The sequence below is a fragment of the Nocardioides coralli genome, assembly GCF_019880385.1.
GTDB classification, from domain to species: Bacteria; Actinomycetota; Actinomycetes; order Propionibacteriales; family Nocardioidaceae; genus Nocardioides; species Nocardioides coralli.
In genome coordinates this window covers 1,447,662-1,468,702 of the sequence record NZ_CP082273.1, presented here as the reverse complement: position 1 = coordinate 1,468,702, position 21,041 = coordinate 1,447,662, and the positions used below count along the sequence as shown (strand labels likewise).

The following is a 21,041-nucleotide window of genomic DNA, read 5'->3' as shown; positions in this document are numbered from 1 at the left end:
AGCCTCGCTGCCGTGACGTCGAGCTCCCGGGCGCGGGCCGGCCTGGTCGCGGGCCTGGTCCTCGTCGCCGCTGCCGTGCTGGTCCCGCGCCTGCTCGACTGGGAGGTCCGGGCCCGCTCGGCGCGGGCGGGTGGCATCTCCGTGCCACCGCTCCACGGCACGTGGAGCCCCGACCTCTTCGGCCCCGGCACCGTGCCGGCCGTGCTGCTCGCGCTGCTCGCCTTGCGGTACGCCGGCGGGCTGGCCGCCCGGCTCCGGTGGTCGCACCTGCTGCTGGTCTCCTACGCCGCCGGGCTGGTGTGGCTGCTGGCGCTGGCCCACGTCAACGGCATGCGCGGGGTATCCCACGTGCTGGAGCACCCCTACGACTACCTGGAGACCGCGCGGGAGGTGACCGACGTCGGCGTGCTGCTCGGCGAGTTCGTGCCGCGGATCGACGCCGACCACCCCGACAACTGGACCGTCCACGTGGCCGGCCACCCTCCGCTCGCGCTGCTCTTCGTCGTCGGGCTGGTGCGCCTGGGGCTGGGCGGCTACGGCGGCGGCGTGGCGATCGCGGCGGTGGCCGCGACCACCGCGCTGGCGGTGATGGTGGCGATGCGTGCCCTGGACGCCGAGGTCGCGGCCCGTCGGGCGGCGCCGTTCCTGGTGCTGGGTCCCGCCGCCCTCTTCATGGCGGTGTCCGGCGACGCGGTGTTCGCCGCGGTGGGCGCCTGGGGGCTGGCGGCGCTCGCCGTCGCCGCCACCCGCCGCGACCGCGGGCCGGCCCTGGCCTGGTCGGTCGTCGCCGGCCTGCTGCTGGGTGCCACGGTGATGATGTCCTACGGGCTGGTGCTGCTCGGTCCGCTGGCGCTGGCGGTGCTCGCGATCGCCCGGTCCTGGCGGCCGCTGCCGGTGGCCGCGGCCGCCGCGACCGCCGTGGTCCTGGGCTTCGCGGCGGCCGGCTTCGCCTGGTGGGAGGGCCTGCTGGAGCTCCGGGAGCGCTACTGGCGCGGCCTGGCGAGCCAGCGGCCGGCGGCGTACTGGATGTGGGGCAACCTCGCCGCGCTGGTGATCACCGCCGGCCCGGTGCTGGGCGCCGGCCTGGCCCAGCTGCGGCGCAGCGCCGACCGGGTCGTGCTGTGGCTGGTCGGCGCCGCGGCGACGGCGGTGCTGCTCGCCGACGTCTCACAGATGAGCCGCGCCGAGGTGGAGCGGATCTGGCTGCCCTTCGTGCCGTGGCTGCTCGTCAGCACCGCACTGCTGCCCGAGCGGTGGCGCCGACCGATGCTCGCGCTCCAGCTGGCCACGGCGGTCGTGCTCGAGCACCTGCTCTACACGACCTGGTAGCTCACGCGCGCAGGGGTGCGGTGGCGAACTCCGGGAGCCCCACCTCCGGCGGGACCGCGGCGGTGAAACCGAGCTCGGCCCGGGCCAGCTCCGGCGAGGCCACGACGTGCCGCACGTCGCCGGGGCGGTAGCCACCGGTCACCTCGGGGGCCACGTCCACACCGCTCCCCCGCGCCACCAGCTCGGCGACCTCGAGGATCGAGACCGGGGTCCCGGAGCAGACGTTGTAGGCGGTCAGGCCACCCACGGGCGCGTCGAGGACGGCGTCGAGCGCCGCGAGGTTGGCGGCCGCGACGTCGCTGACGTGCACGAAGTCCCGCGCCTGCCTCCCGTCCTCGAAGACCTGCGGCGGTTCGCCCCGCTCCAGGGAGGAGCGGAACATCGCCGCGACGCCGGAGTACGGCGTGTCGCGCGGCATCCCGGGGCCGTAGACGTTGTGGTAGCGCAGCGCAACCCCCGCAGCACCCGCCTGCCGGGCCCATGCCGCCACGTAGTGCTCCTGGGCGACCTTGCTGGCGGCGTAGGCGCTGCGCGGCTCGAGCCGAGCAGACTCCTCCACGAGCCGCCAGTCGAGGACCGCTCCGCACACCGGGCAGTGGTTGTCGAAGTCGCCCGCATCCAGGGTCGCCGGCTCTCGCGGCGAGGGCACCTGGTCCCCGTGGTCGGCGCAGGCGTAGCGCCCCTCGCCGTAGACCACCATCGAGGAGGCCAGCACCAGGCGGTCGACGCCGGCGTCGTGCATGGCGGCCAGCAGGGTGGCGGTGCCCAGGTCGTTGTGGCGCGCGTAGCCGGGGAGGTCGGCGACCCGGACCCCCGCTCCGACGAGGGCGGCCTGGTGGCACACCGCGTCGACGCCCCGCAGCAGCCGATCCCAGCCGGCGGGGTCGGCGACGTCGAGCCGGTGGGTCCCGGAGGGCGGCTCGGCGCTGCCGTGGGCCTGCGGCAGCATCAGGTCGGCGCGGACGACCTCGTCGCCGCGCGCCTCGAGTGCCGCGGCGACGGCGGAGCCGATGAAACCGGCCGAGCCGGTCAGCAGCACCCTCACGGGACGTCGTAGGTCAGCTCGAGGTCGTCCGCCCAGGTCTCACAGGTGCAGCCCGTGGGATCGGGCAGTCCCGCGATCGCGTCGGACAACAGCCCCCGCAGCCGGTCGAGGTTCTCCGAGAACCGCCGGAACACCTCCGCCTGCCCGACGCCGCTGCCGACCTCGAGCCCGGCGTCGAGGTCGGTGACGAGCGCGATGGCGACGTAGCACTGCCGCATCTCACGGGCGAGCACCGCCTCGGGGTGCCCGGTCATGTTGATCAGCGACCAGCCCTGGGCGGCGTAGTGCTGGGACTCGGCGCGGGTGGAGAACCGCGGGCCCTCGACCACCACCATGGTGCCGCCCGTCCGGATGTCGTCGGCCACGCCGGCCACGGCCCGTGACGTCGACGCGCAGTAGGGGTCGGCGAAGGGGACGTGGCAGGCACCGGTCTCGACGAAGCTCTGGGTGCGGCTGAGCGTGCGGTCGACCAGCTGGTCGGGCACGACGACGTCCCCCGGGCCGAGGTCGGGGGTGAGCGACCCGACCGCGCACGGCGCGAGCACCTGCCGCACCCCCAGGGAGCGCAGCGCCCACGCGTTGGCGCGGTAGTTGATCCGGTGCGGCGGGAACTCGTGGTGGCGGCCGTGCCGGGGCAGGAAGGCCACCCGCCGACCCGCCACCGACCCGATGGCCACGGGCGCCGAGGGGTCGCCGTACGGCGTCTCGACCACGTGCTCCTCGGCGTCGGACAGGAACGCGTAGAAGCCCGACCCTCCGATCACGGCGATGTCTGCCTGGCTCATGCACCCACCCTGTCAGCCTCGCGGTCGCGGCGCTCTCCCCCGGTCACGACCCCGGCCAGCACCACCCCGCCGCAGAGCACCGCGGCGAAGCCGTTGAGCACGGGGTAGCCGAAGCCGCCGACGATCACGCCCGACAACGCACCGCCACCGGCGGCGACCAGCCACATCGTCATGTCGGCGACGCCCTGGACGTCGGTCCGCGCGCTCAGCGGCGCCCGGTCCGCGACCACCGCCGACCCCGCCACGGTCGCCGCCGACCACCCGAGGCCCAGGAGGAACAGGCCGACGGTGATCTGCCACGACGAGCCCTCCGGCGACGCCCCGGCCAGCAGCAGCGACGAGAGCTGCAGCCCGGCACCGAGCAGGATCACCGCCGAGCGCCCCCAGCGGTCGGTCAGCCACCCCATCACGGGCGCGAAGGCGAACATGCCCAGCACGTGGCCGGAGATCACGAAGCCGATGACCCGCAGCTCGGCGCCGCCGTGCTCCATGTGGAGCGGGGTCATGATCATCACCGAGATCATCACGGCGTGGGCACTGGCCAGGCCGACGACGGCGGCCGCCAGGACCGGGTCGGCCCGCAGCGCCGCCAGCGCGCGCCCACCTGAGGTCCCCTCGGGAACCACTCCCCCGCTGCCGGAGAGCTCGCGTGCCAGCAGCAGCGGGTCGGGCCGCAGCAGCACGAGGAGGACGAGCGCCGACAGCGCCATCCCGACGGCCGCCAGTGCGAAGGGACCGGTCAGCTCGGGGATGCCGAGCCGGGCCGCGAGCGCCCCCGCGGGCCCCGCCAGGTTGGGACCGACGACGGCGCCCAGCGTGGTCGCCCAGACCACGAGCGACAGCGCACGGGCGCGGCCGCTGGCCGGCGCGAGGTCGGTGGCGGCGTACCGCGCCGCGGCGTTGGCGGCCGACGTCGACCCCAGCATCAGCGCCCCGAGCAGCAGCAGCGGCATGGACCCGACCACGCCCGCCACCACGCACAGCGCGGCGCCGGCCGCCCCCACGAGCAGACCGGTGGCCAGACCGACCCGGCGACCGCGGCGGGCCATGCCGCGCGCCAGGGCGTACGCCGCCACGGCCGCACCCAGCACCTGGGCGGTCTGCGCGAGCCCCGCCTGGCTCTCCGAGCCGCTGACGTCGCGGGCGAGCAGCGAGGCGGTGGCCACGCCGATGGTGATGCCGACGGCGCCGACGGCCTGGGAGGTGACCAGCGTCGCCAAGGTGCGACGGTGGACGGCGAGCACGTCCGGCGTGCTCATCGCTCGGAGGGCGGCAGCCCCAGCACCTCCCAGACCGCGCGCCACACCTCCTTGGGCGCGTAGCCGGCGTCGAGGGCCTCCATCACGGTCCGCCCGCCGAGCGAGCCCATCACGTGCTGGGTCGCCCAGCTGCGCGCGTAGGCCTCACCCAGCGCGTGCTCCATCCGGTCCCAGAACTCGGTGTGCCTCATCGCCTCACTGCCAGCACGTCGAGCCAGGTCTCGTCCCGCTGACCGGTGCTGCGGCGTACGTCCCGCACGTCCCACCCGGCCTCGTCGAGCAGGGCGCGCAGCCCTGGCTCGCGCCAGAAGGTGAAGTGACGGGGACCGGCCACGCGGCCGTGGGTGGAGAAGCGCGCGCCGTCGCCCTCCTTGACCGCGAGGTGCAGCGGCCCGCCGGAACGGGTGACCGAGGCGAGGTTGTCCATGACGTCCGGCAGGTCCTCCCGACGCACGTGCAGCAGGCTCGCGGCCGCCCACACGCCGTCGTAGGGCTCGCCGTCCGGTGCCGCCAGGTCGTCGGTGAGCGGGTCGAGCACGTCGGCCTCGTGGCCGGCCTCGCGGAGCATCCGCACGAACGCCGGGGTGATGTCGGTGCGACGGACCTCCACCCCACGAGCCTCCAGCTCGAGCGCGTCGCGCCCCGAGCCGCTGCCCACCTCCAGCACCCGTGCGCCCGACGACAGGAGGGCCACGAAGCCACCCATCACGTCACGCACCGACGCCGGGACCGGCTCCTGCTGCTCGACATACGCTGGGGCGGACTCGTCGTAGGAGGCCACGGTCACGCGCTTGGTGATGTGGGAGACGTCGTGGGCGTGGTGCACCAGGTCGTGGAGGTGGTAGCGGGCGAGCGTGTCGACGGTGAACCGGTCGCCGTTGCTGCGGGTGCCGGGTCGTTGCCAGGCGTCGGGGTCCAGCCGCTCGTAGGTCGCGGCGACCGCCTCGGCAGCCTCGGTGACCTGCGGCCCCACCACGGCGGGGTCCTGGCTGCCGTAGTCGTCCTCCTCGGCCGTGACGTCCTGGTCCCAGCTCGGGAACTGCGGGTCGTCCTGCTCCACCATCAGCCGCACCCGCTCGGCGAAGAGCTCGTTGACGTCCCGCACGTGGCAGGCGTACTCGAGGGGCGACCACACGTTGGCCGCGGGGCGAACCGCCGCGTCGTCGGTCCCGAGCACGACCTCCCAGAGCGTCGCGTTGTCGCGGATCGCCTGCGGGATCCGGGCCCGGTCGAGGTCGGGTGCGTCGAAGCCGCACTCCGGGCACGGGCGCTCGAGCACCCAGGTCCAGTCCTTGGTGTCCGGCTCGATGGTCATGGCTGCCATCCTTCCAGCATGGAGATCCGCCCGGCGCGCGAGTCCGACCTGGTGTCGGTGGCAGCGATCTACGAGCGCGAGGCGAGGGAGGGGCCGGCCACCTTCGACACCGAGGGTCGCTCGCCGGCCACCTGGCGCGGCTACCTCGAGTCATGCCGACCGGGTGACCACTTCCTCGTGGCCGTCGACCACGAGCTCCTCGGCTTCGCCTACTCCTCGACCTACCGCCCGAAGCCCGGGTACGACACCACCCGGGAGACGACGGTCTACGTGGCTCCCGGCGCGCAGGGCCGCGGAGTCGGCAGCGGTTTGTACGCCGAGCTGCTCCCCCGGCTCGCCGAGGACGGCATCCACCTGGCGCTCGCCGGGGTGGCCCTGCCCAACGACGCCAGCCGCGCGCTGCACCGCGCGCACGGCTTCGAGCCCGTGGGCGTCATGTGCGAGGTCGGCCGCAAGCTCGACCGCTGGGTCGACGTGGAGTGGTGGCAGCGCCGGCTCTGACCGGATCCTCGCGGGGCATGGCAACTGTGCGGTCGATCGGTGTCACCGGGTGGCACCGATCGACCGCACAGGCACGAGGTGGAGCCGGCGCTGCGGGTGGCTTTGCGCCGAGCCGTGCAGTCACCAGGTGACCGGGATCCTCGGCGCAGCCGCCCGAAACCGTGTCCCCACGCGTTCTCGGCGTAGCAGTAGCCGAGTGAGGCACTGCAGTGGACCTGGTCCCAGCGGTTGAGGCCGCACCACCCCACGAAGGCGCCGTCGCTCAAGCGGTCCACGGCCAGTCGCCTCCCGGTGCCGTCGTCAGCCATCTGGCGGCAGACAGCGATGAACCGCTGGGCGCGCTCCCGCCCCGTCCATGGTGGGGAGTCCCAGTAGCGCAGCACGTGGGCGCTGCTGTGCAGGGCGAACAGGTCGCCGGCATCCTCGTCGGCGACGGGGCGCAGCCGCAGCCGATCGGTGCGCAGGGTGGGCGGGGGGAGAGTCAGGTGAGCAGCAGCGCGTCGAGCCGGCGGCGTACGACGGCCAGGCCGACCAGGCCCATCACCACCAGGTAGACGACCGAGATCCCCGAGGCCCAGGTGATCGACCCGGTGGTGAGCTCGCGGCAGAGCACGACGCCGCGGTAGAGCGGGGTCACCTCGACCACCCACTGCAGCCAGGTCGGGAACGTGGTGAGCGGGAAGAACGTTGCGGAGAACAGGAACAGCGGCAGCTGCGCCAGCGTGATCTTGTCGAAGTCCTGCCACGAGGTCATCCACGTGGTGATCGCCATGAACACCGCGCTGAACGCGAAGCCGATGAGGATCGTCGCCGGGAGGGCCAGCACCGCCCACCACGACTCGACGAGGCCCATCGCCACCATCACCAGGAGGAACGCGGCCGCGTAGGCGGCGCCGCGCAGCTGCCCCCAGGCGATCTCGCCGCGCGCGATGTCGCCGGTGGTGAGCGGCGTGGCCAGCATCTGGTCGTAGAGCTTGTCGTACTTCAGCTTGAAGAAGACGTTGAAGGTGGAGTCCATCATCGCGCCGTTGAAGGCCGACACCGCGAGCATGCCCGGGGCCACGAAGGCCGCGTAGGAGATCGGCTGCCCGTTGAACTCGAAGCTCTCGATCAGCTGACCCACGCCGATGCCGATCGAGAACAGGTAGAGGACGGGCTCGAGGAAGCCGGTGAGGAACAGCTTCCAGTAGGTCTTGTAGGTGACGTAGTTGCGCAGCACCAGCAGCCGCAGCGCCGCCAGCGGCGTGAGCGGCGCGACGGTCTCGGTGCGCTCGAAGGTCTGCACCGCCATCAGAGCACCAGCCTCCTGCTCAGGCCCGACACCGACCAGAACCAGCCGACGACGAGGAGCACGACCAGCACGACCACGTTGGCGGCCGCGACCGGCCAGTCGACGGCGTCGACGCTGAACATGCGCGACAGGTTGACCCCGTGCCACAAGGGAGTGAGCCGCGCCAGCCAGGCGCCCACCTCGCCGAGGTTGGTGATCGGGAAGAACGCACCGGAGAGCAGGAACAGCGGGATCACCCCGAGACGGAACAGGACGCCGAAGCCTGCCTCGCTGCGCAGCCGCGCGCTCCAGCCGAAGACGAGCACCGCGAACACCATGCCGACCAGCACCTGCGCCGCGAACGCGACGAAGGGTCCCCACCAGGTCGCGAAGACACCGAACGGCGCCAGCACCAGCATGTAGACGCCGCAGGTCGTGATCAGCCGGAACAGCACGTACATCAGGTGGCCGGCGACCAGGTGGAGCGGCTCCAGCGGGGTGGCGATCTGGGAGTAGTAGGTCTTGTGCCACTTGATCGCGCCCATGACGGGGTAGGTCGTCTCCCCCACGGCGGTCTGCATGGCGTGGGCGGCGACCAGGCCCGGTACGACGAACGTCAGGTAGGAGGTGGCACCCTCCAGCCGGTCGGGGTCACCGGCGATGAAGCCACCCAGCAGCACACCCATCGCCAGCACGTAGAAGATCGGGCTGATGAAGCTGCTGACGATCGTGGCCTTCCAGGTCCGCTTGTAGACGGTCCACCAGTAGTCCAGCTGGCGCGAGGTGCCCTCGGCGAGGGTGAGCGTGGCCATCAGTCGACCAGCGTCCGGCCGGTCAGGCTGAGGAACACGTCCTCCAGCGTGGAGCGGCGGACCAGCACGGCGACCGGCTCGAGACCACGCTCGTGGGTCTTGGCGATGACCTCCTCGCCGTCGTGGCTATAGACCAGCAGCCGGTCGGGCAGCACCTCGACCCGGTCGCCGAGGTCGGCGACCTTCTCCGCGAGCGCCTCGTGCTCGCCGACGCCGAAGCGCAGCTCGGCCACCTCGCGGGTGGAGTGCTGCTCGATCAGCTCGCGCGGACTGCCCTCGGCGACGATCAGGCCCTTGTCCATCACCACCAGCCGGTCGCACAGCTGCTCGGCCTCGTCCATGTAGTGGGTGGTGATGACCAGCGTGACGCCCGCCTGCTTGAGCCGGAACAGCTGGTCCCAGAGCACGTGGCGCGCCTGGGGGTCGAGCCCGGTAGTCGGCTCGTCGAGGAGCAGCAGGTCGGGGCGGTTGACCAGGCTGCGGGCGATCGTCAGCCGGCGCTTCATCCCTCCCGAGAGGTCCTCGACCTTGGACGCCCGCTTCTCGGTCAGCGACACGAACTCGAGAAGCTCCTCGGCCCGCTCGCGGACCGTGGCGCGGTCGATGCCGAAGTAGCGGCCGTAGATGTAGAGGTTGTCGAACACGTTGAGCTCGTTGTCGAGCGTGTCCTCCTGCGGGCAGACACCCAGCCGGCCGCGGATCGCGGGGCCGTCGACGGCGGGGTCCATGCCGAGGATCCGCAGGTCACCGGCGCTCACCGGGCTGACGGCGGCGATCATCCGCATCGTCGAGGACTTGCCGGCGCCGTTGGGGCCGAGGAAGCCGAAGGCCTCCCCGCGCTGGACGTGGACGTCGATGCCGCGCACGGCCTCGAAGGTCCCGAAGGACTTCCGCAGGCCCGTCGCCGAGATCATGGCTTCTGTCACGGGACGCCATCCTAGGAACTACCGCCGACAACCTCCCACCGGATATCGGTTCACTCCACCAGGTGGCGGTGGCTGCGGGTCCACCGGGCGCGTCCCTGCAGGTCCCCGAGGTAGCCCGCGCGCACCCAGGCCGCCCACGGCTCGATCCTGCGATCGGCCAGTGACAGCACCCTCTCCACGGTCTGCTGCTGTCGCTCGATCACCCGGTCGACGATCCCCGTGGTGTCCTCGAGGCCGTACGCCGAGGCGAAGGCACGCACCCGGGCCGCACGGTCGGGCGCCTCCGGGAAGCCGTGCTCGGTGAGCACCACCTCGTCGGGCCGGAAGGGGGCGAAGGTGTCGAGGGCGTAGGCGACGTCCTGGACCACCGGCGCGGGCGAGGCGTGGTCCCAGTCGATGAGCCCGACGGCCTCGCCGTCGCGCCAGACGAAGTTCCACGGACCGGGGTCGCCGTGGCAGACCGTGGTCGCACCGGGCACCGGCGGGAAGGACCAGACGGACGGGTCCGGCGCGACGAAGCCGGTGGCCGCGTCGTGGACCGCCCGCAGCAGGACCGCGGCGGAGCGCAGCCCCGACTCGTCGTACTGGTGACGGAACGCGGACTGACCCGCGTCGCCCTCGAGGTAGGTGACCGCCTCGACGCCGTCGCGGACGCCGACCGGCTCGGGCACGCACGTCAGCCCCTGGGCACGGAGGTGGGCGAGGAGCGCGTGCACGGCCGCGGTCCAGGGGCGCTCGGGGCGCAGCACGAGGCCGTCGACGACCGTGACGTCTCCGTCCACCAGGTGCCAGCCGCTCATCCCCACCATGATCAGGGCCCTACCCTCACCCCGTGGCAGTTCAGCTAAGTTCGTCCGGATCGCCCTTCGAGCAGGCCATCGGCTTCAGCCGCGCCGTGCGCTCCGGGAGCCTCGTCTCGGTGTCGGGGACGGCACCGGTGTGGCCCGACGGCCACGTCGACCCCGAGCCGGCGGTCCAGGCGCGGCGCTGCTGGGAGATCGCGCTGGCCGCCCTCGCCGACCTCGGCGGGACGGTGGCCGACGTCGTCCGCACCCGGCAGTACGTCGTGTCCGCCGAACTCGCGGACCCGGTCGGTCGGGTGCACGCCGAGGTCTTCGGCGAGGTCCGCCCGGCGTCGACGATGGTGGTGGTGGGTCTGCTGGACCCGCGGTGGCTGGTCGAGGTGGAGGTGGACGCGGTCGTGCAGCTCGGGGCACAGTGATGGCCTGAGGGGGAGGTCACCATGGGCACACTGCTCGTCCACATCACATCCGGCCCCGAGGCGCCCACGCGGGCTGCGCTGGGGTTCCTGGTCGCGAAGGCCGGCGTCGAGGAGGGACACGACGTCACCGTCTTCCTGGCCGGCGACGCCGTCCAGCTGATCCGGGACGCCGCACTCGACTCGCTCGCCGGGCTGGGCACCGGGGAGCTGCGCGGGTCCTTCGACGCCGTGGTCGGGGGTGGCGGACGCCTCTTCGTCTCCGGCATGTCCAGCAAGGCACGGGGCGTCACCGAGGAGGACCTGGCCGGCAAGTCGGCGGAGTTCGCGATGCCGAACCGGCTCGTGCAGCTCACCTTCGAGGCCGACCGCGTCCTCACCTACTGACGACGGCGGACTCCGACCGGCTCGCTCAGCGGCGTACCCGGTCGTAGAGCGCGTTGTCCTCGTAGCCGCCGTCCGGCAGCGGCGCCGAGGCACGCTCCGTCCCGACGTGCTCGAAGCCGACGCGTTCGGCGAGAGCGCGCGACGCCGCGTTCCTGGCCGAGGTGAGCAGGTAGAGCCGGCGGGCACCGAACCCGCCGTCGGCGCGCCGCCGCAGGGCCCAGTCGCAGGCCGCCCCCAGCGCCGCCGACATCGCGCCGCTGCCACGGCCCGCGGGGTGTGACCAGTAGCCGACCTGGGCGGTGAGGTCGTCCTCGCCCGTGCCCTCCTCGAACTCGAACATGGCCACGTTGCCGAGGGCCAGGTCGGTGGTCGCGTCGGCGACGCACCAGGCCAGCCGGCCGTTGGTCGCCATCCCGAGGCGCACGCGGTCGAGGTACGCCGGCACGTCCTCGGCCGAGCGCGGCAGCGGCGTCTCCGGGATCCACTCGCGGATCACCGGGTCGTTGGCGGCCTCGACCAGCCGCTCGGCGTCGGCGTCGGCCCACGGCCGGAGCCGGACGGGCCCCGCCTCCATCACCGGGGGCTCGAGCCAGGGCTCCACCGGCTCGCGCTGGTCACCGGCCGCGATCCAGGCGGTCCAGGCGTCGACCCGGCGACCGCGCTGCTCCACGAGCCCCGGCACGGTGGGACCGAAGTGGAACCCCACCGCCCACGCGGCGCGACGTGACGACCAGTTCCAGACGTGGGAGCGCCACTGCACCACGGCCAGCCCGAGCTCGCCGAAGCCCCAGTCGAGCGCGAGGTCGAGCGCCCGACGCATCACGCCGCGGCCCCGGGCGTCGGGGTGCAGCGCGTAGCCGACCTCGGCCTCACCGCTCCCCCGCACCCGCAGGTCGACGGACCCGGCGAAGCGGCCGTCGCACTCGATGGCGAACCCGTAGGAGGAGTCCTGCACCCACCCCGCCGGCACCATCTGCTGCACGAAGGCGGCGGCGTCGGCCTCGGCGTACGGGGTCGGGACGGTCGTCCACGCCACGGCCTCGGGGTCGGTGGCCTGCTCCAGGACCCGCGGGATGTCGGCGGGCACGTGGGGACGCAGCGTCACGACCCCGTCGCTGAGGCGTGGGACGTCGTCGGGGAATCGCACCGCGCCAGTCTCACGTACGCCGCTCGGCGGCCGCGACCGGGTTTCGCGCTGCAGCGGGACCCCGGGGGTCAGAGCTCCAGCGAGCTCACGCGTTCGTGGGTGCGGGCCTCGATGTCGCTCGCGGCCACCGACAGCAGCTCGTGGGCGAGGTCGGAGAGGGCCCGCGCGGCGGCGAGCTCGTCGCCGATCCGCGGGGAGGCCTCGTCGGCGGGGTTGCGCCGGCTGGTCCCCCGGCCGTGCATCTCGGCTCTACCCTCGATCTCCACCACGGCGTCGGCGAAGGTGTCGTCGCCCTGCTCGTCGAGGTGGACCTGCACCGTCCAGGTCTTGGTCGTCATGCTCGTCACGTCCTTCCGCGTGCACCGTGCGACCGTCGTACGGGCTCCTCTCCAGTCTCCTCCGCCGCGTTCGCCGAGGGAACCTGTGGGACCCCGGTGACAAGATGGGCAGGTGACCGCCCTCGAGCGCTTCAGCGAACCCACGCGGGCCTGGTTCGCGGCGGCGTTCGCGGAGCCGACCCCGGCCCAGGCGGGGGCCTGGGATGCCATCAGCCACGGCCGCCACGCCCTGGTGGTCGCGCCCACCGGTTCCGGCAAGACGCTGAGTGCCTTCCTGTGGTCGCTCGACCAGCTCTTCACCGGGAAGAGGGGCGCGACCGAGGAGGGCGCCGCACCCCGCGGCGTCCGGGTCCTCTACGTCTCCCCGCTCAAGGCGCTGGCCGTCGACGTCGAGCGCAACCTCCGCGCTCCTCTCGCCGGCATCCGCCACACGGCCGAACGGCTGGGCACCGACCTCCCCGCGGTCTCGGTCGGTGTGCGCAGCGGCGACACGAGCGCGGCCGACCGGCGCCGACTGACCAGTGCGCCGCCCGACGTGCTGATCACCACGCCGGAGTCGCTGTTCCTCATGCTCACCAGCCAGGCGCGCGAGTCCCTGCGCACGGTCGACACGGTCATCGTCGACGAGGTCCACGCGGTCGCCGGCACCAAGCGGGGCGCCCACCTCGCCCTCAGCCTCGAACGCCTCGACGCCCTGCTCTCGCGGCCGGCGCAGCGGATCGGCCTCAGCGCGACGGTGCGGCCCCACGAGGAGGTGGCGCGCTTCCTGGGTGGCGAGGCCGCGGTCGAGATCGTGGCCCCGCCGACCGACAAGGAGTGGGACCTCCGCGTCGTCGTCCCGGTCGAGGACATGACCTCCCCGGAGGAGTACGACGACTCCACCGAGGGCGGCGCCGACGCCGGACGCAGCCAGTCGATCTGGCCCCACGTCGAGGAGCACGTCGCCGACCTCATCGGCCAGCACTCCTCCACGATCGTGTTCGCCAACAGCCGGCGGCTGGCCGAGCGGCTGACGGCGCGGCTCAACGAGATCGCGTCCGGCGTCGACGACGAGGCCGACGGTGACGGGACCGGCCCGCCCGCCCAGGTGATGGCCCAGTCCGGCTCCTCCCGGGCTGCGAGCCAGGTCATCGCCAAGGCCCACCACGGGTCGGTGTCCAAGGAGCAGCGCGCCCTGATCGAGGACGACCTCAAGCGGGGCCGGCTGCCGGCGGTGGTCGCCACCAGCAGCCTCGAGCTCGGCATCGACATGGGCGCGGTCGACCTGGTCGTCCAGATCGAGTCGCCACCCAGCGTCGCCAGCGCCCTGCAGCGCGTGGGCCGTGCCGGCCACCAGGTCGGCGAGGTCAGCCGCGGGGTGCTGTTCCCCAAGCACCGGGGCGACCTCGCCCAGACCGCGGTGTCGGTCCAGCGGATGCGCGAGGGCGCGATCGAGAGCCTGCGCGTGCCGACCAACCCGCTCGACGTCCTCGCCCAGCAGGTCGTCGCGGCCACGGCCCTCGACCCGTGGGACGTCGACGAGCTCTACGCCCTCGTGCGGCGCAGCGCCGCCTTCGCCACCCTTCCTCGCAGCGCCTACGACGCGACGCTCGACCTCCTCGCCGGCCGCTACCCCTCCGACGAGTTCGCCGAGCTGCGGCCCCGCATCGTCTGGGACCGGGTGACCGGGATCCTCACCGGTCGTCCGGGTGCGCAGCGCCTGGCCGTCACCAGCGGCGGCACCATCCCCGACCGGGGACTCTTCGGGGTCTACCTCGCCGGCGAGGGCGCAGGTCGTCGGGTCGGTGAGCTCGACGAGGAGATGGTCTACGAGTCGCGGGTCGGTGACGTCTTCGCGCTCGGGGCGACCAGCTGGCGCATCGAGGACATCACCCACGACCGGGTCATTGTCACCCCCGCGCCCGGCGTCCCGGGCCGGCTGCCCTTCTGGCGCGGCGACAGCCTCGGGCGGCCCGCCGAGCTCGGCGAGGCCGTCGGTGCCTTCACGCGCGAGCTGGCGGCCCTGCCGCGGGCGAAGGCCGTGACGACCGCGCGCAGCCACGGCCTCGACGAGTACGCCGCCGGCAACCTGGTCGCCTACCTCGCCGAGCAGGTCGAGGCCACCCGCATCCTGCCCAGCGACCAGACGATCCTGGTCGAACGGTTCCGTGACGAGCTCGGCGACTGGCGGCTGGTGGTCCACTCGCCCTACGGCACCCCGGTCCACGCCCCCTGGGCGCTCGCGATCAACGCACGGCTGCGCGAGCGCCACGGCATCGACGGGCAGGCAGTCGCCTCCGACGACGGCATCGTGGTCCGGGTCCCCGACACCGACGCCGAGCCACCCACCGGCGAGCTGGTCGCCTTCGAGCCCGACGAGATCGAGGAGATCGTCACCACCGAGGTCGGTGGCAGCGCCCTCTTCGCGTCCCGGTTCCGCGAGTGCGCGGCCCGGGCGCTGCTGCTCCCCCGCCGCGACCCGGGACGCCGCAGCCCGCTGTGGCAGCAGCGGCAGAAGTCGGCCCAGCTGCTCGAGGTCGCGGCCCGCTACCCCTCCTTCCCGATCGTGCTCGAGGCCGTTCGCGAGTGCCTGCAGGACGTCTACGACCTGCCGGGGCTGGTGCGCCTGATGCAGCGGGTCGACCGGCGCGAGGTCGCGGTCACCGACGTCTCGACGACCCAGCCCTCGCCGTACGCCCGCAGCCTGCTGTTCGGCTACGTCGCCCAGTTCGTCTACGAGGGCGACTCCCCCCTCGCCGAGCGTCGCGCGGCCGCACTGAGCCTCGACCAGGGCCTGCTGGCCGAGCTGCTGGGCCGGGCCGAGCTGCGCGAGCTGCTCGACCCCGAGGTGCTGGCCGAGGTGGAGGCGGAGCTGCAGCGACTCGCCCCCGACCGGCGGGCGCGCGACGCCGAGGGGCTGGCCGACCTGCTCCGCCTGCTCGGCCCCCTCACGACCGACGAGGTCCGGCAGCGGGCCGTCGAGGACGCCGACGTGTCGGGCTGGGTCGGCGCGCTGGGCGAGACCCGCCGCATCGTCGAGGTGCGCGTCGCGGGCGAGGAGCGCTGGGCCGCGATCGAGGACATCGGCCGGCTCCGTGACGGGCTGGGGGTGCCCGTGCCACCCGGTACGCCCGACGTCTTCACCGACCCCGTCGAGGACCCCCTCGCCGACCTCGTGGCGCGCTTCGCGCGGACGCACGGCCCGTTCACGACCGGCGACGTCGCCGCCCGCCTCGGCCTCGGCGAGGCGGTGGTCCGCCACACCCTCCAGCGGCTCGCGGCCCAGGGCCGGGTGCTCGACGGCGAGTTCCGCCCGGCGGGTGCCGGCACCGAGTGGTGCGACGCCGAGGTGCTGCGCAGGCTGCGCCGCCGGTCCCTCGCCCGGCTGCGCGAGGAGATCGAACCGGTCGAGCCGGCCGCGCTCGCCCGGTTCCTCGGCGCCTGGCAGCACGTCGGCGGCCGGCCCCGCGGGGTCGACGGCGTGCTCACCGTCATCGGGCAGCTGGCCGGGTGCCCGGTCCCCGCGAGCGCGCTCGAGCCGCTGGTGCTCAACGCCCGGGTGCGCGACTACGAACCCGCCCAGCTCGACGAGCTCACCAGTGCCGGCGAGGTGCTGTGGGCCGGTCACGGGACGCTGCCCGGGAAGGACGGCTGGGTCTCCCTCCACCTCGCCGACCAGGCGCCGCTGACCCTTCCCGAGCCGGAGCCCTTCCAGCACTCCCAGGCCCACCAGGCGGTGCTCGACGCGCTGGCCCCCGGCGGCGCGTGGTTCTTCCGCCAGCTCGGTCAGGCCACGGAGATCCGCAACGACGAGCAGCTCGCCGGCGTGCTGTGGGACCTCGTGTGGGCCGGCCGGGTCCACAACGACACGCTCGCCCCGCTCCGTTCGCTCATCGGTGGCGGGCGCGGCACCCACCGGACCCGCCGGCCGGGACCCCAGGTGCTGCGCAGCGGGCCACCCCACACCGCCGGTCGCTGGGCGATGCTGCCGGCCCTCGACACCGACCCGACCCGGCGTGCCCACGCCGCGGCCGAGCGGCTGCTCGACCGCCACGGCGTCGTGACCCGGGGGGCGGTCCAGAGCGAGCGGACGCCCGGCGGCTTCGCGGCCGTCTACAAGGTGCTGTCCGCCTTCGAGGAGTCGGGCCGGTGCCGCCGCGGCTACTTCGTCGCCGGACTGGGTGCCGCCCAGTTCGGCACCGCGGGGGCCGTCGACCGGCTCCGTACCTTCTCCGACGTACGCGCCGACGACAAGCCGGTCGCCGTGGCCCTGGCGGCCACCGACCCGGCCAACCCCTACGGCGCGGCGCTGTCGTGGCCCGCTCCGGCCGGGACCGCCGGTGAGAGCGGCCACCGCCCGGGGCGCAAGGCAGGCGGCCTCGTCGTCCTGGTCGACGGCGAGCTCGTCCTCTACGTCGAGCGCGGCGGGCGGACCCTGCTGACCTGGTCGGAGGACGGCGAGATCCTCACCCCGGCCGCCGAGGCCCTCGCCACCGCCGCGCGCCGTGGCCAGCTGGGCCGGCTGACCGTCGAGCGGGCCGACGGGACGCAGCTGCTGGGGTCGGGCTCGACACCGTTGCGCGAAGCGCTCTCCGCGGCCGGGTTCGTCGCCACCCCGCGCGGGCTCCGGCTGCGAGCCGCGTCATGAGCGACGGCGAGGGCTGCTGCTTCGACGACTGGGCCCGCCACGACGCCCGGCGGGCACGCCGGCGCGACGGTCCCGACCGGGTGACCGGGGCTCTGGTCGACGCGCTGGCCGAGGTCGGCCTCCGCGACCGGTCGCTGCTCGAGGTCGGCTGCGGGGTCGGCGAGCTGACGCTGGCCTGCCTCGACCGGGGCGCGGACCGTGCCACCGGCACCGACCTCAGTCGGGAGGCGGTCGACCAGGCGCGTCGGCTCGCCGAGGAACGCGGGCGCGCCGGCCGCGCCCGCTTCGTGGTCGCCGACGGCTCCGTCGCGCCGCTGGAGCAGCACGACGTGGTCGTCCTCAACCGTGTCATCTGCTGCTTCCCCGACGCCGCCGCCCTCGTCGACCACACCGCTGCGGCGGCACGGACCACCTACGGCGTCGTGCTGCCCCGCTCGGAGGGTCTGGCCGGCCTGGTGGCGCGGGTCGCGATCGGCACGGGCAACCTGGTGTTCCGGCTGCGGCGGCGCCGCTTCGGCGACTACCGGGCGTTCGTCCACGACGTCGCAGCGCTCGAACGGCGGCTGGCTGCCGTGGGCCTGCGCCGGGTCCGCCACCGCCGGGTGCGCCTCGTCTGGCACCTGGCGGTCTACGAGCGGGACGGGTGAGCAGATGCCCGAGGGCGACACCGTCTACCGCGCCGCGCGCCTGCTCGACCGCACCCTCAAGGGTCACGAGCTCACGGCGTGTGACTTCCGGGTGCCCCAGCTCGCCACCGCCGACCTCACCGGCGGCCGGGTGCTCGGCACCTGGTCACGGGGCAAGCACCTGCTGACCCGGATCGACACGACGAGCGCCTGGACCCTCCACACCCACCTCAAGATGGAGGGCGCCTGGCAGAGCTACCTGCCCGGCCAGCGCTGGCGCCGCCCCGCCCACACTGCCCGTGTCGTCCTCACCGCCGGCGACCGGATCGCGGTGGGGTTCTCGCTCGGCATCGTCGACCTGCTTCCGCGGGAGCTCGAGCCGCAGGCGGTGGGCCACCTCGGACCCGACCTGCTGGGTGCCGACTGGGACGAGGACGAGGCACTGCGGCGGCTGCAGGCCGTCCCCGACCAGCCGTTGTCCGAGGCACTGCTCGACCAGACCAGGCTGGCAGGCATCGGCAACATGTACATGGCCGAGCTCTGCTTCGTCCACGGCCTCCACCCCGAGACCCGGGTGGGCGAGGTCCCCGACCTGCGCCGGCTCGTGCGCCGGGCCCACCAGATGCTCGACCTCAACAAGGAACGGGCCCAGCAGACGACCACCGGCGACCTGCGTCAGGGGCGGCGGCTGTGGGTCTACCGGCGGGACAAGCAGGCCTGCCTGCGGTGCGGGACCCCGATCAGCGTGGCGATGCGGGGAGAGGCCGGGCGCGAGCGGGCGTCGTACTGGTGCCCGTCCTGCCAGCCGGCGCCGACGCCCTGACGGGCGACCGTGGCGGTCGGCTCAGGCGGCCGAGGCGACGACCTCGGGGCCGCCGGCGGCCTCGGCGACCGCCACCAGGGACGAGACGTCCTGGAGCACCTCCGACAGCGGGACGTCGAGGGCGCCGCACAGCGAGGCGAGCAGCTCCGACGACGCCTCCTTCTGGCCGCGCTCGATCTCGGAGATGTAGCCGAGGGAGACCCGCGCCTCGGCGGAGACCTGCCGGAGGGTCAGGCCGCGTGCTACGCGCTTGCTGCGGAGCACGTCGCCGAGCAGCCGCCTGAAGAGCACCATCTCGGTCACCGCCGGTCACCTCCCAGGTCAGGTCGCATGGTGCCCCAACGCTACCCGAGCAGTGGTTCTTCCCGGCGCAGGACCTCGCCGATCGCGGCGAGCGCCTCCGTGCACGTCCGCTCCTGGACGGCCTCCCGGTCGCCGGCGAGCTCGAGGGCGACCACGTCGACGCCCCCCGGACCGGCCACGGCGACGTAGACCGTGCCGGGCGGGTGACCCTCCTGCCGGTCGGGACCGGCGACCCCGGTCGTGGCGACGGCGTACGTGACGGCGAGCCGGTCCCGGGTCCCTGCGGCCATCGCACGCGCGCACGGCCCCGAGACCGCCCCGTGCCGGGCGAGGACGTCGGGGGGCACGTCGAGCAGCGACCCCTTGAGGTCGGTGGCGTAGGCGATCACGCCACCGCGGTAGGACCGGGACGCACCCGGGGCCGCGGTGATTCGGGCGGCGAGCCGGCCGCCGGTCAGCGACTCGGCGGTCGCCAGCGTCGCGCTGCGCTCCTCGAGCATCCGGAGGAGCGCGGCGGGGTCCACGGCGCCGATGCTAGCCCCGGCTACGGTTGAGGGCATGCCGCTGCCCATCGAGGACTACGCGCTGGTCGGCGACCGGCACACGGCGGCCCTCGTCGGCCGCGACGGGTCGATCGACTGGCTCTGCCTGCCGCGCTTCGACTCCCCGGCCTGCTTCGCCGCGCTGCTCGGCACCCGCGAGCACGGTCGCTGGCTGCTCGGACCGGTGGACGAGGCGGCCGTGAGCCGGCGCTACATCGGCGGCACCACGCTCCTCGAGACGACCTTCACCACCGACACCGGTTCGGTGACCCTGCTCGACGTGATGCCGACGCGCGACGACCGCGCCGACATCGTGCGCCGGGTGACCGGGGTCAGCGGCACGGTGCGGATGCGCCATGAGTGGGTGGTGCGGTTCGCCTACGGCAAGGTCCGCCCGTGGGTGAGCCGTCACCAGGTCGGCGGGCAGGAGGTCGTCGTCGCGGTCGCCGGCCCCGACAAGCTGATGCTGCGCGGCTCCCGTCTGCCCACCCGTGAGGACGGCCACCACACCGACGAGTTCGAGGTCTCCGAGGGCGACGTCCTGACCTTCTCGACCACCTGGGTGAAGTCCTGGCGCGACCTCCCCGAGCCGATCGGGTGGGTCGACCGCATCGAGGCCACCCGGGAGCGTCAGGAGGCCTGGGTCGAACGCTGCCGGCGCGACCTCCCCCACGGCGACCTCGTGGTCCGCAGCCTGGTCACCCTGCGGATGATGACGCTACGGGAGACGGGCGGGATCGTGGCCGCACCGACCACCAGCCTCCCCGAGCACTTCGGCGGCGAGCGCAACTGGGACTACCGCTACTGCTGGCTCCGCGACGCCGCCCTCACGCTCGAGTCGCTGCTCTCGGCGGGGTTCTCCGACGAGGCGCGCGAGTGGCGCGACTGGCTGCTCCGGGCCGTCGCCGGTGATCCGTCCGACCTGCAGATCATGTACGCCGTGGACGGGGCACGGCACCTGCCCGAGCACGAGCTCGACCACCTGCCCGGCTACGAGGACAGCCTGCCCGTGCGGATCGGCAACGGCGCGGCGGAGCAGAAGCAGACCGACGTCCTGGGCGAGGTGATGATCGCGCTGCAGCAGGCTCGCGAGGCCGGGATCGCCGAGAACGTCGACAGCTGGGCCCTGCAACGGGCACTCGTCGACGACCTGGCCGCACACTGGGACCAGCCCGACCACGGGCTGTGGGAGATCCGGGGTCCTCAGCAGCACTTCACCCACTCCCGGGTCATGGTGTGGGTCGCCTTCGACCGGGCCGTCACCGCCGTCGAGAAGCACGGGTTCCCGGGCGACGTGGAGCGGTGGCGCGAGCTGCGCGACCAGGTCCGGGAGGAGGTGCTGGCGCGGGGCTACGACGCCGAGCGCGGCACCTTCACCCAGCACTACGACACCACCGAGGTCGACGCCAGCCTGCTGATGATCCCCCTCGTCGGCTTCCTGCCCGCCGACGACGAGCGGGTGCTCGGGACGGTGCGTGCGATCGAGGAGGACCTGATGCAGGACGGGCTGCTGCTGCGCTACCGGACCGAGTCGGGCGTCGACGGCATCCCGTGCGGCGAGAACCCGTTCCTGGCCTGCTCGTTCTGGCTCGTCTCGGTCTACGCCGCCGTCGGCCGCCTCGAGGAGGCCCACGCGCTCATGGACCGGCTCTGCGGGCTGGCCAACGACGTCGGCCTGCTGGCCGAGGAGTACGACACCCGCCGGCGGCGGATGGCCGGCAACTTCCCCCAGGCCTTCAGCCACCTCGCGCTGGTGCAGGCGGCGCTCCACCTGCACCAGCGCTGAG

21 protein-coding genes and 1 pseudogene are annotated in these 21,041 nt (G+C 73.8%); 8 read left to right on the top strand and 14 right to left on the bottom strand.

Annotated elements, in window-relative coordinates; genetic code table 11:
- Positions 1–12 precede the first annotated feature (12 nt).
- Positions 13–1,329: a hypothetical protein gene (locus tag K6T13_RS07140; RefSeq protein ID WP_222897806.1), complete on the top strand. Its 1,317-nt coding sequence runs from the start codon at positions 13–15 to the stop codon at positions 1,327–1,329.
- Between the two features lies 1 nt (position 1,330).
- Here the strand turns inward: K6T13_RS07140 and K6T13_RS07135 are convergent, their stop codons facing one another.
- Genes K6T13_RS07135 through K6T13_RS07115 form a run of 5 tightly spaced genes read right to left on the bottom strand, consistent with a single transcriptional unit; the run spans position 1,331 to position 5,733 of the window.
- Positions 1,331–2,374 (bottom strand): NAD-dependent epimerase/dehydratase family protein, encoded by a 1,044-nt coding sequence (locus tag K6T13_RS07135; protein WP_222897805.1) that lies wholly within the window; start codon positions 2,372–2,374, stop codon positions 1,331–1,333.
- Positions 2,371–3,159: an S-methyl-5'-thioadenosine phosphorylase gene (locus tag K6T13_RS07130; RefSeq protein ID WP_222897804.1), complete on the bottom strand. Its 789-nt coding sequence runs from the start codon at positions 3,157–3,159 to the stop codon at positions 2,371–2,373. Before K6T13_RS07130 ends, K6T13_RS07135 begins: the two co-directional genes overlap by 4 nt.
- The gene (locus K6T13_RS07125; RefSeq protein ID WP_222897803.1) at positions 3,156–4,418 is read right to left on the bottom strand and encodes an MFS transporter; all 1,263 of its coding nucleotides are present in this window, start codon (positions 4,416–4,418) and stop codon (positions 3,156–3,158) included. The genes K6T13_RS07130 and K6T13_RS07125 overlap by 4 nt, the downstream gene beginning before the upstream one ends.
- On the bottom strand, positions 4,415–4,609 hold the full coding sequence (locus K6T13_RS07120) for a DUF3046 domain-containing protein (protein WP_222897802.1): 195 nt from the start codon (positions 4,607–4,609) through the stop codon (positions 4,415–4,417). Before K6T13_RS07120 ends, K6T13_RS07125 begins: the two co-directional genes overlap by 4 nt.
- Positions 4,606–5,733: a DinB family protein gene (locus K6T13_RS07115; protein ID WP_222897801.1), complete on the bottom strand. Its 1,128-nt coding sequence runs from the start codon at positions 5,731–5,733 to the stop codon at positions 4,606–4,608. Before K6T13_RS07115 ends, K6T13_RS07120 begins: the two co-directional genes overlap by 4 nt.
- Positions 5,734–5,751: 18 nt before the next feature.
- Between K6T13_RS07115 and K6T13_RS07110 the strand changes: the two genes are divergently transcribed.
- On the top strand, positions 5,752–6,234 hold the full coding sequence (locus K6T13_RS07110; protein WP_222897800.1) for a GNAT family N-acetyltransferase: 483 nt from the start codon (positions 5,752–5,754) through the stop codon (positions 6,232–6,234).
- A gap of 164 nt (positions 6,235–6,398) precedes the next feature.
- Here K6T13_RS07110 and K6T13_RS17425 read toward each other — a convergent pair.
- The 5 genes and pseudogenes from K6T13_RS17425 to K6T13_RS07085 all read right to left on the bottom strand — a co-directional run.
- Positions 6,399–6,677, bottom strand: a pseudogene (locus tag K6T13_RS17425) (GNAT family N-acetyltransferase); the annotation flags it as partial.
- A 38-nt stretch (positions 6,678–6,715) separates the two neighbouring features.
- A complete protein-coding gene (locus K6T13_RS07100) occupies positions 6,716–7,525 on the bottom strand; it encodes an ABC transporter permease (RefSeq protein WP_222897799.1) in 810 nt (269 codons plus the stop codon).
- On the bottom strand, positions 7,525–8,316 hold the full coding sequence (locus tag K6T13_RS07095) for an ABC transporter permease (protein ID WP_222897798.1): 792 nt from the start codon (positions 8,314–8,316) through the stop codon (positions 7,525–7,527). Before K6T13_RS07095 ends, K6T13_RS07100 begins: the two co-directional genes overlap by 1 nt.
- Positions 8,316–9,242, bottom strand: a complete 927-nt coding sequence (locus K6T13_RS07090; RefSeq protein WP_430228127.1) for an ABC transporter ATP-binding protein — start codon at positions 9,240–9,242, stop codon at positions 8,316–8,318. The genes K6T13_RS07095 and K6T13_RS07090 overlap by 1 nt, the downstream gene beginning before the upstream one ends.
- A gap of 50 nt (positions 9,243–9,292) precedes the next feature.
- Positions 9,293–10,042 (bottom strand): phosphotransferase, encoded by a 750-nt coding sequence (locus K6T13_RS07085; RefSeq protein WP_222897797.1) that lies wholly within the window; start codon positions 10,040–10,042, stop codon positions 9,293–9,295.
- Between the two features lie 32 nt (positions 10,043–10,074).
- Here K6T13_RS07085 and K6T13_RS07080 point away from each other — a divergent pair, with 32 nt between their 5' ends.
- Together K6T13_RS07080 and K6T13_RS07075 are read left to right on the top strand one after the other, a co-directional pair.
- Complete coding sequence (locus K6T13_RS07080) at positions 10,075–10,464, top strand: RidA family protein (RefSeq protein ID WP_222897796.1); 390 nt, start codon at positions 10,075–10,077, stop codon at positions 10,462–10,464.
- A gap of 21 nt (positions 10,465–10,485) precedes the next feature.
- Entirely contained in the window at positions 10,486–10,848 is a 363-nt protein-coding gene (locus tag K6T13_RS07075; RefSeq protein ID WP_222897795.1) for a DsrE family protein, read from the top strand.
- A 25-nt stretch (positions 10,849–10,873) separates the two neighbouring features.
- Here the strand turns inward: K6T13_RS07075 and K6T13_RS07070 are convergent, their stop codons facing one another.
- Positions 10,874–11,995: a GNAT family N-acetyltransferase gene (locus K6T13_RS07070; protein ID WP_222897794.1), complete on the bottom strand. Its 1,122-nt coding sequence runs from the start codon at positions 11,993–11,995 to the stop codon at positions 10,874–10,876.
- A gap of 68 nt (positions 11,996–12,063) precedes the next feature.
- The gene (locus tag K6T13_RS07065; RefSeq protein ID WP_222897793.1) at positions 12,064–12,333 is read right to left on the bottom strand and encodes a DUF1876 domain-containing protein; all 270 of its coding nucleotides are present in this window, start codon (positions 12,331–12,333) and stop codon (positions 12,064–12,066) included.
- Positions 12,334–12,445: 112 nt separating this feature from the next.
- On the opposite strand from K6T13_RS07065, the gene K6T13_RS07060 reads away from it, so the two are divergent.
- Genes K6T13_RS07060 through K6T13_RS07050 form a run of 3 tightly spaced genes read left to right on the top strand, consistent with a single transcriptional unit; the run spans position 12,446 to position 18,409 of the window.
- Positions 12,446–16,960, top strand: coding sequence for an ATP-dependent helicase (locus tag K6T13_RS07060; protein ID WP_222897792.1), 4,515 nt, complete (start codon positions 12,446–12,448; stop codon positions 16,958–16,960).
- Positions 16,957–17,607, top strand: coding sequence for a class I SAM-dependent methyltransferase (locus tag K6T13_RS07055; protein WP_222897791.1), 651 nt, complete (start codon positions 16,957–16,959; stop codon positions 17,605–17,607). Before K6T13_RS07060 ends, K6T13_RS07055 begins: the two co-directional genes overlap by 4 nt.
- Before the next feature lie 4 nt (positions 17,608–17,611).
- Complete coding sequence (locus tag K6T13_RS07050) at positions 17,612–18,409, top strand: DNA-formamidopyrimidine glycosylase family protein (protein ID WP_222897790.1); 798 nt, start codon at positions 17,612–17,614, stop codon at positions 18,407–18,409.
- A 21-nt stretch (positions 18,410–18,430) separates the two neighbouring features.
- Here K6T13_RS07050 and K6T13_RS07045 read toward each other — a convergent pair whose 3' ends face one another.
- Positions 18,431–18,703 (bottom strand): helix-turn-helix domain-containing protein, encoded by a 273-nt coding sequence (locus K6T13_RS07045; RefSeq protein WP_222898188.1) that lies wholly within the window; start codon positions 18,701–18,703, stop codon positions 18,431–18,433.
- Positions 18,704–18,753: 50 nt separating this feature from the next.
- Positions 18,754–19,236: a CinA family protein gene (locus K6T13_RS07040; protein ID WP_249423980.1), complete on the bottom strand. Its 483-nt coding sequence runs from the start codon at positions 19,234–19,236 to the stop codon at positions 18,754–18,756.
- 34 nt (positions 19,237–19,270) lie between these two features.
- Between K6T13_RS07040 and K6T13_RS07035 the strand changes: the two genes are divergently transcribed.
- On the top strand, positions 19,271–21,040 hold the full coding sequence (locus K6T13_RS07035) for a glycoside hydrolase family 15 protein (protein ID WP_222897788.1): 1,770 nt from the start codon (positions 19,271–19,273) through the stop codon (positions 21,038–21,040).
- Position 21,041: the final 1 nt, after the last annotated feature.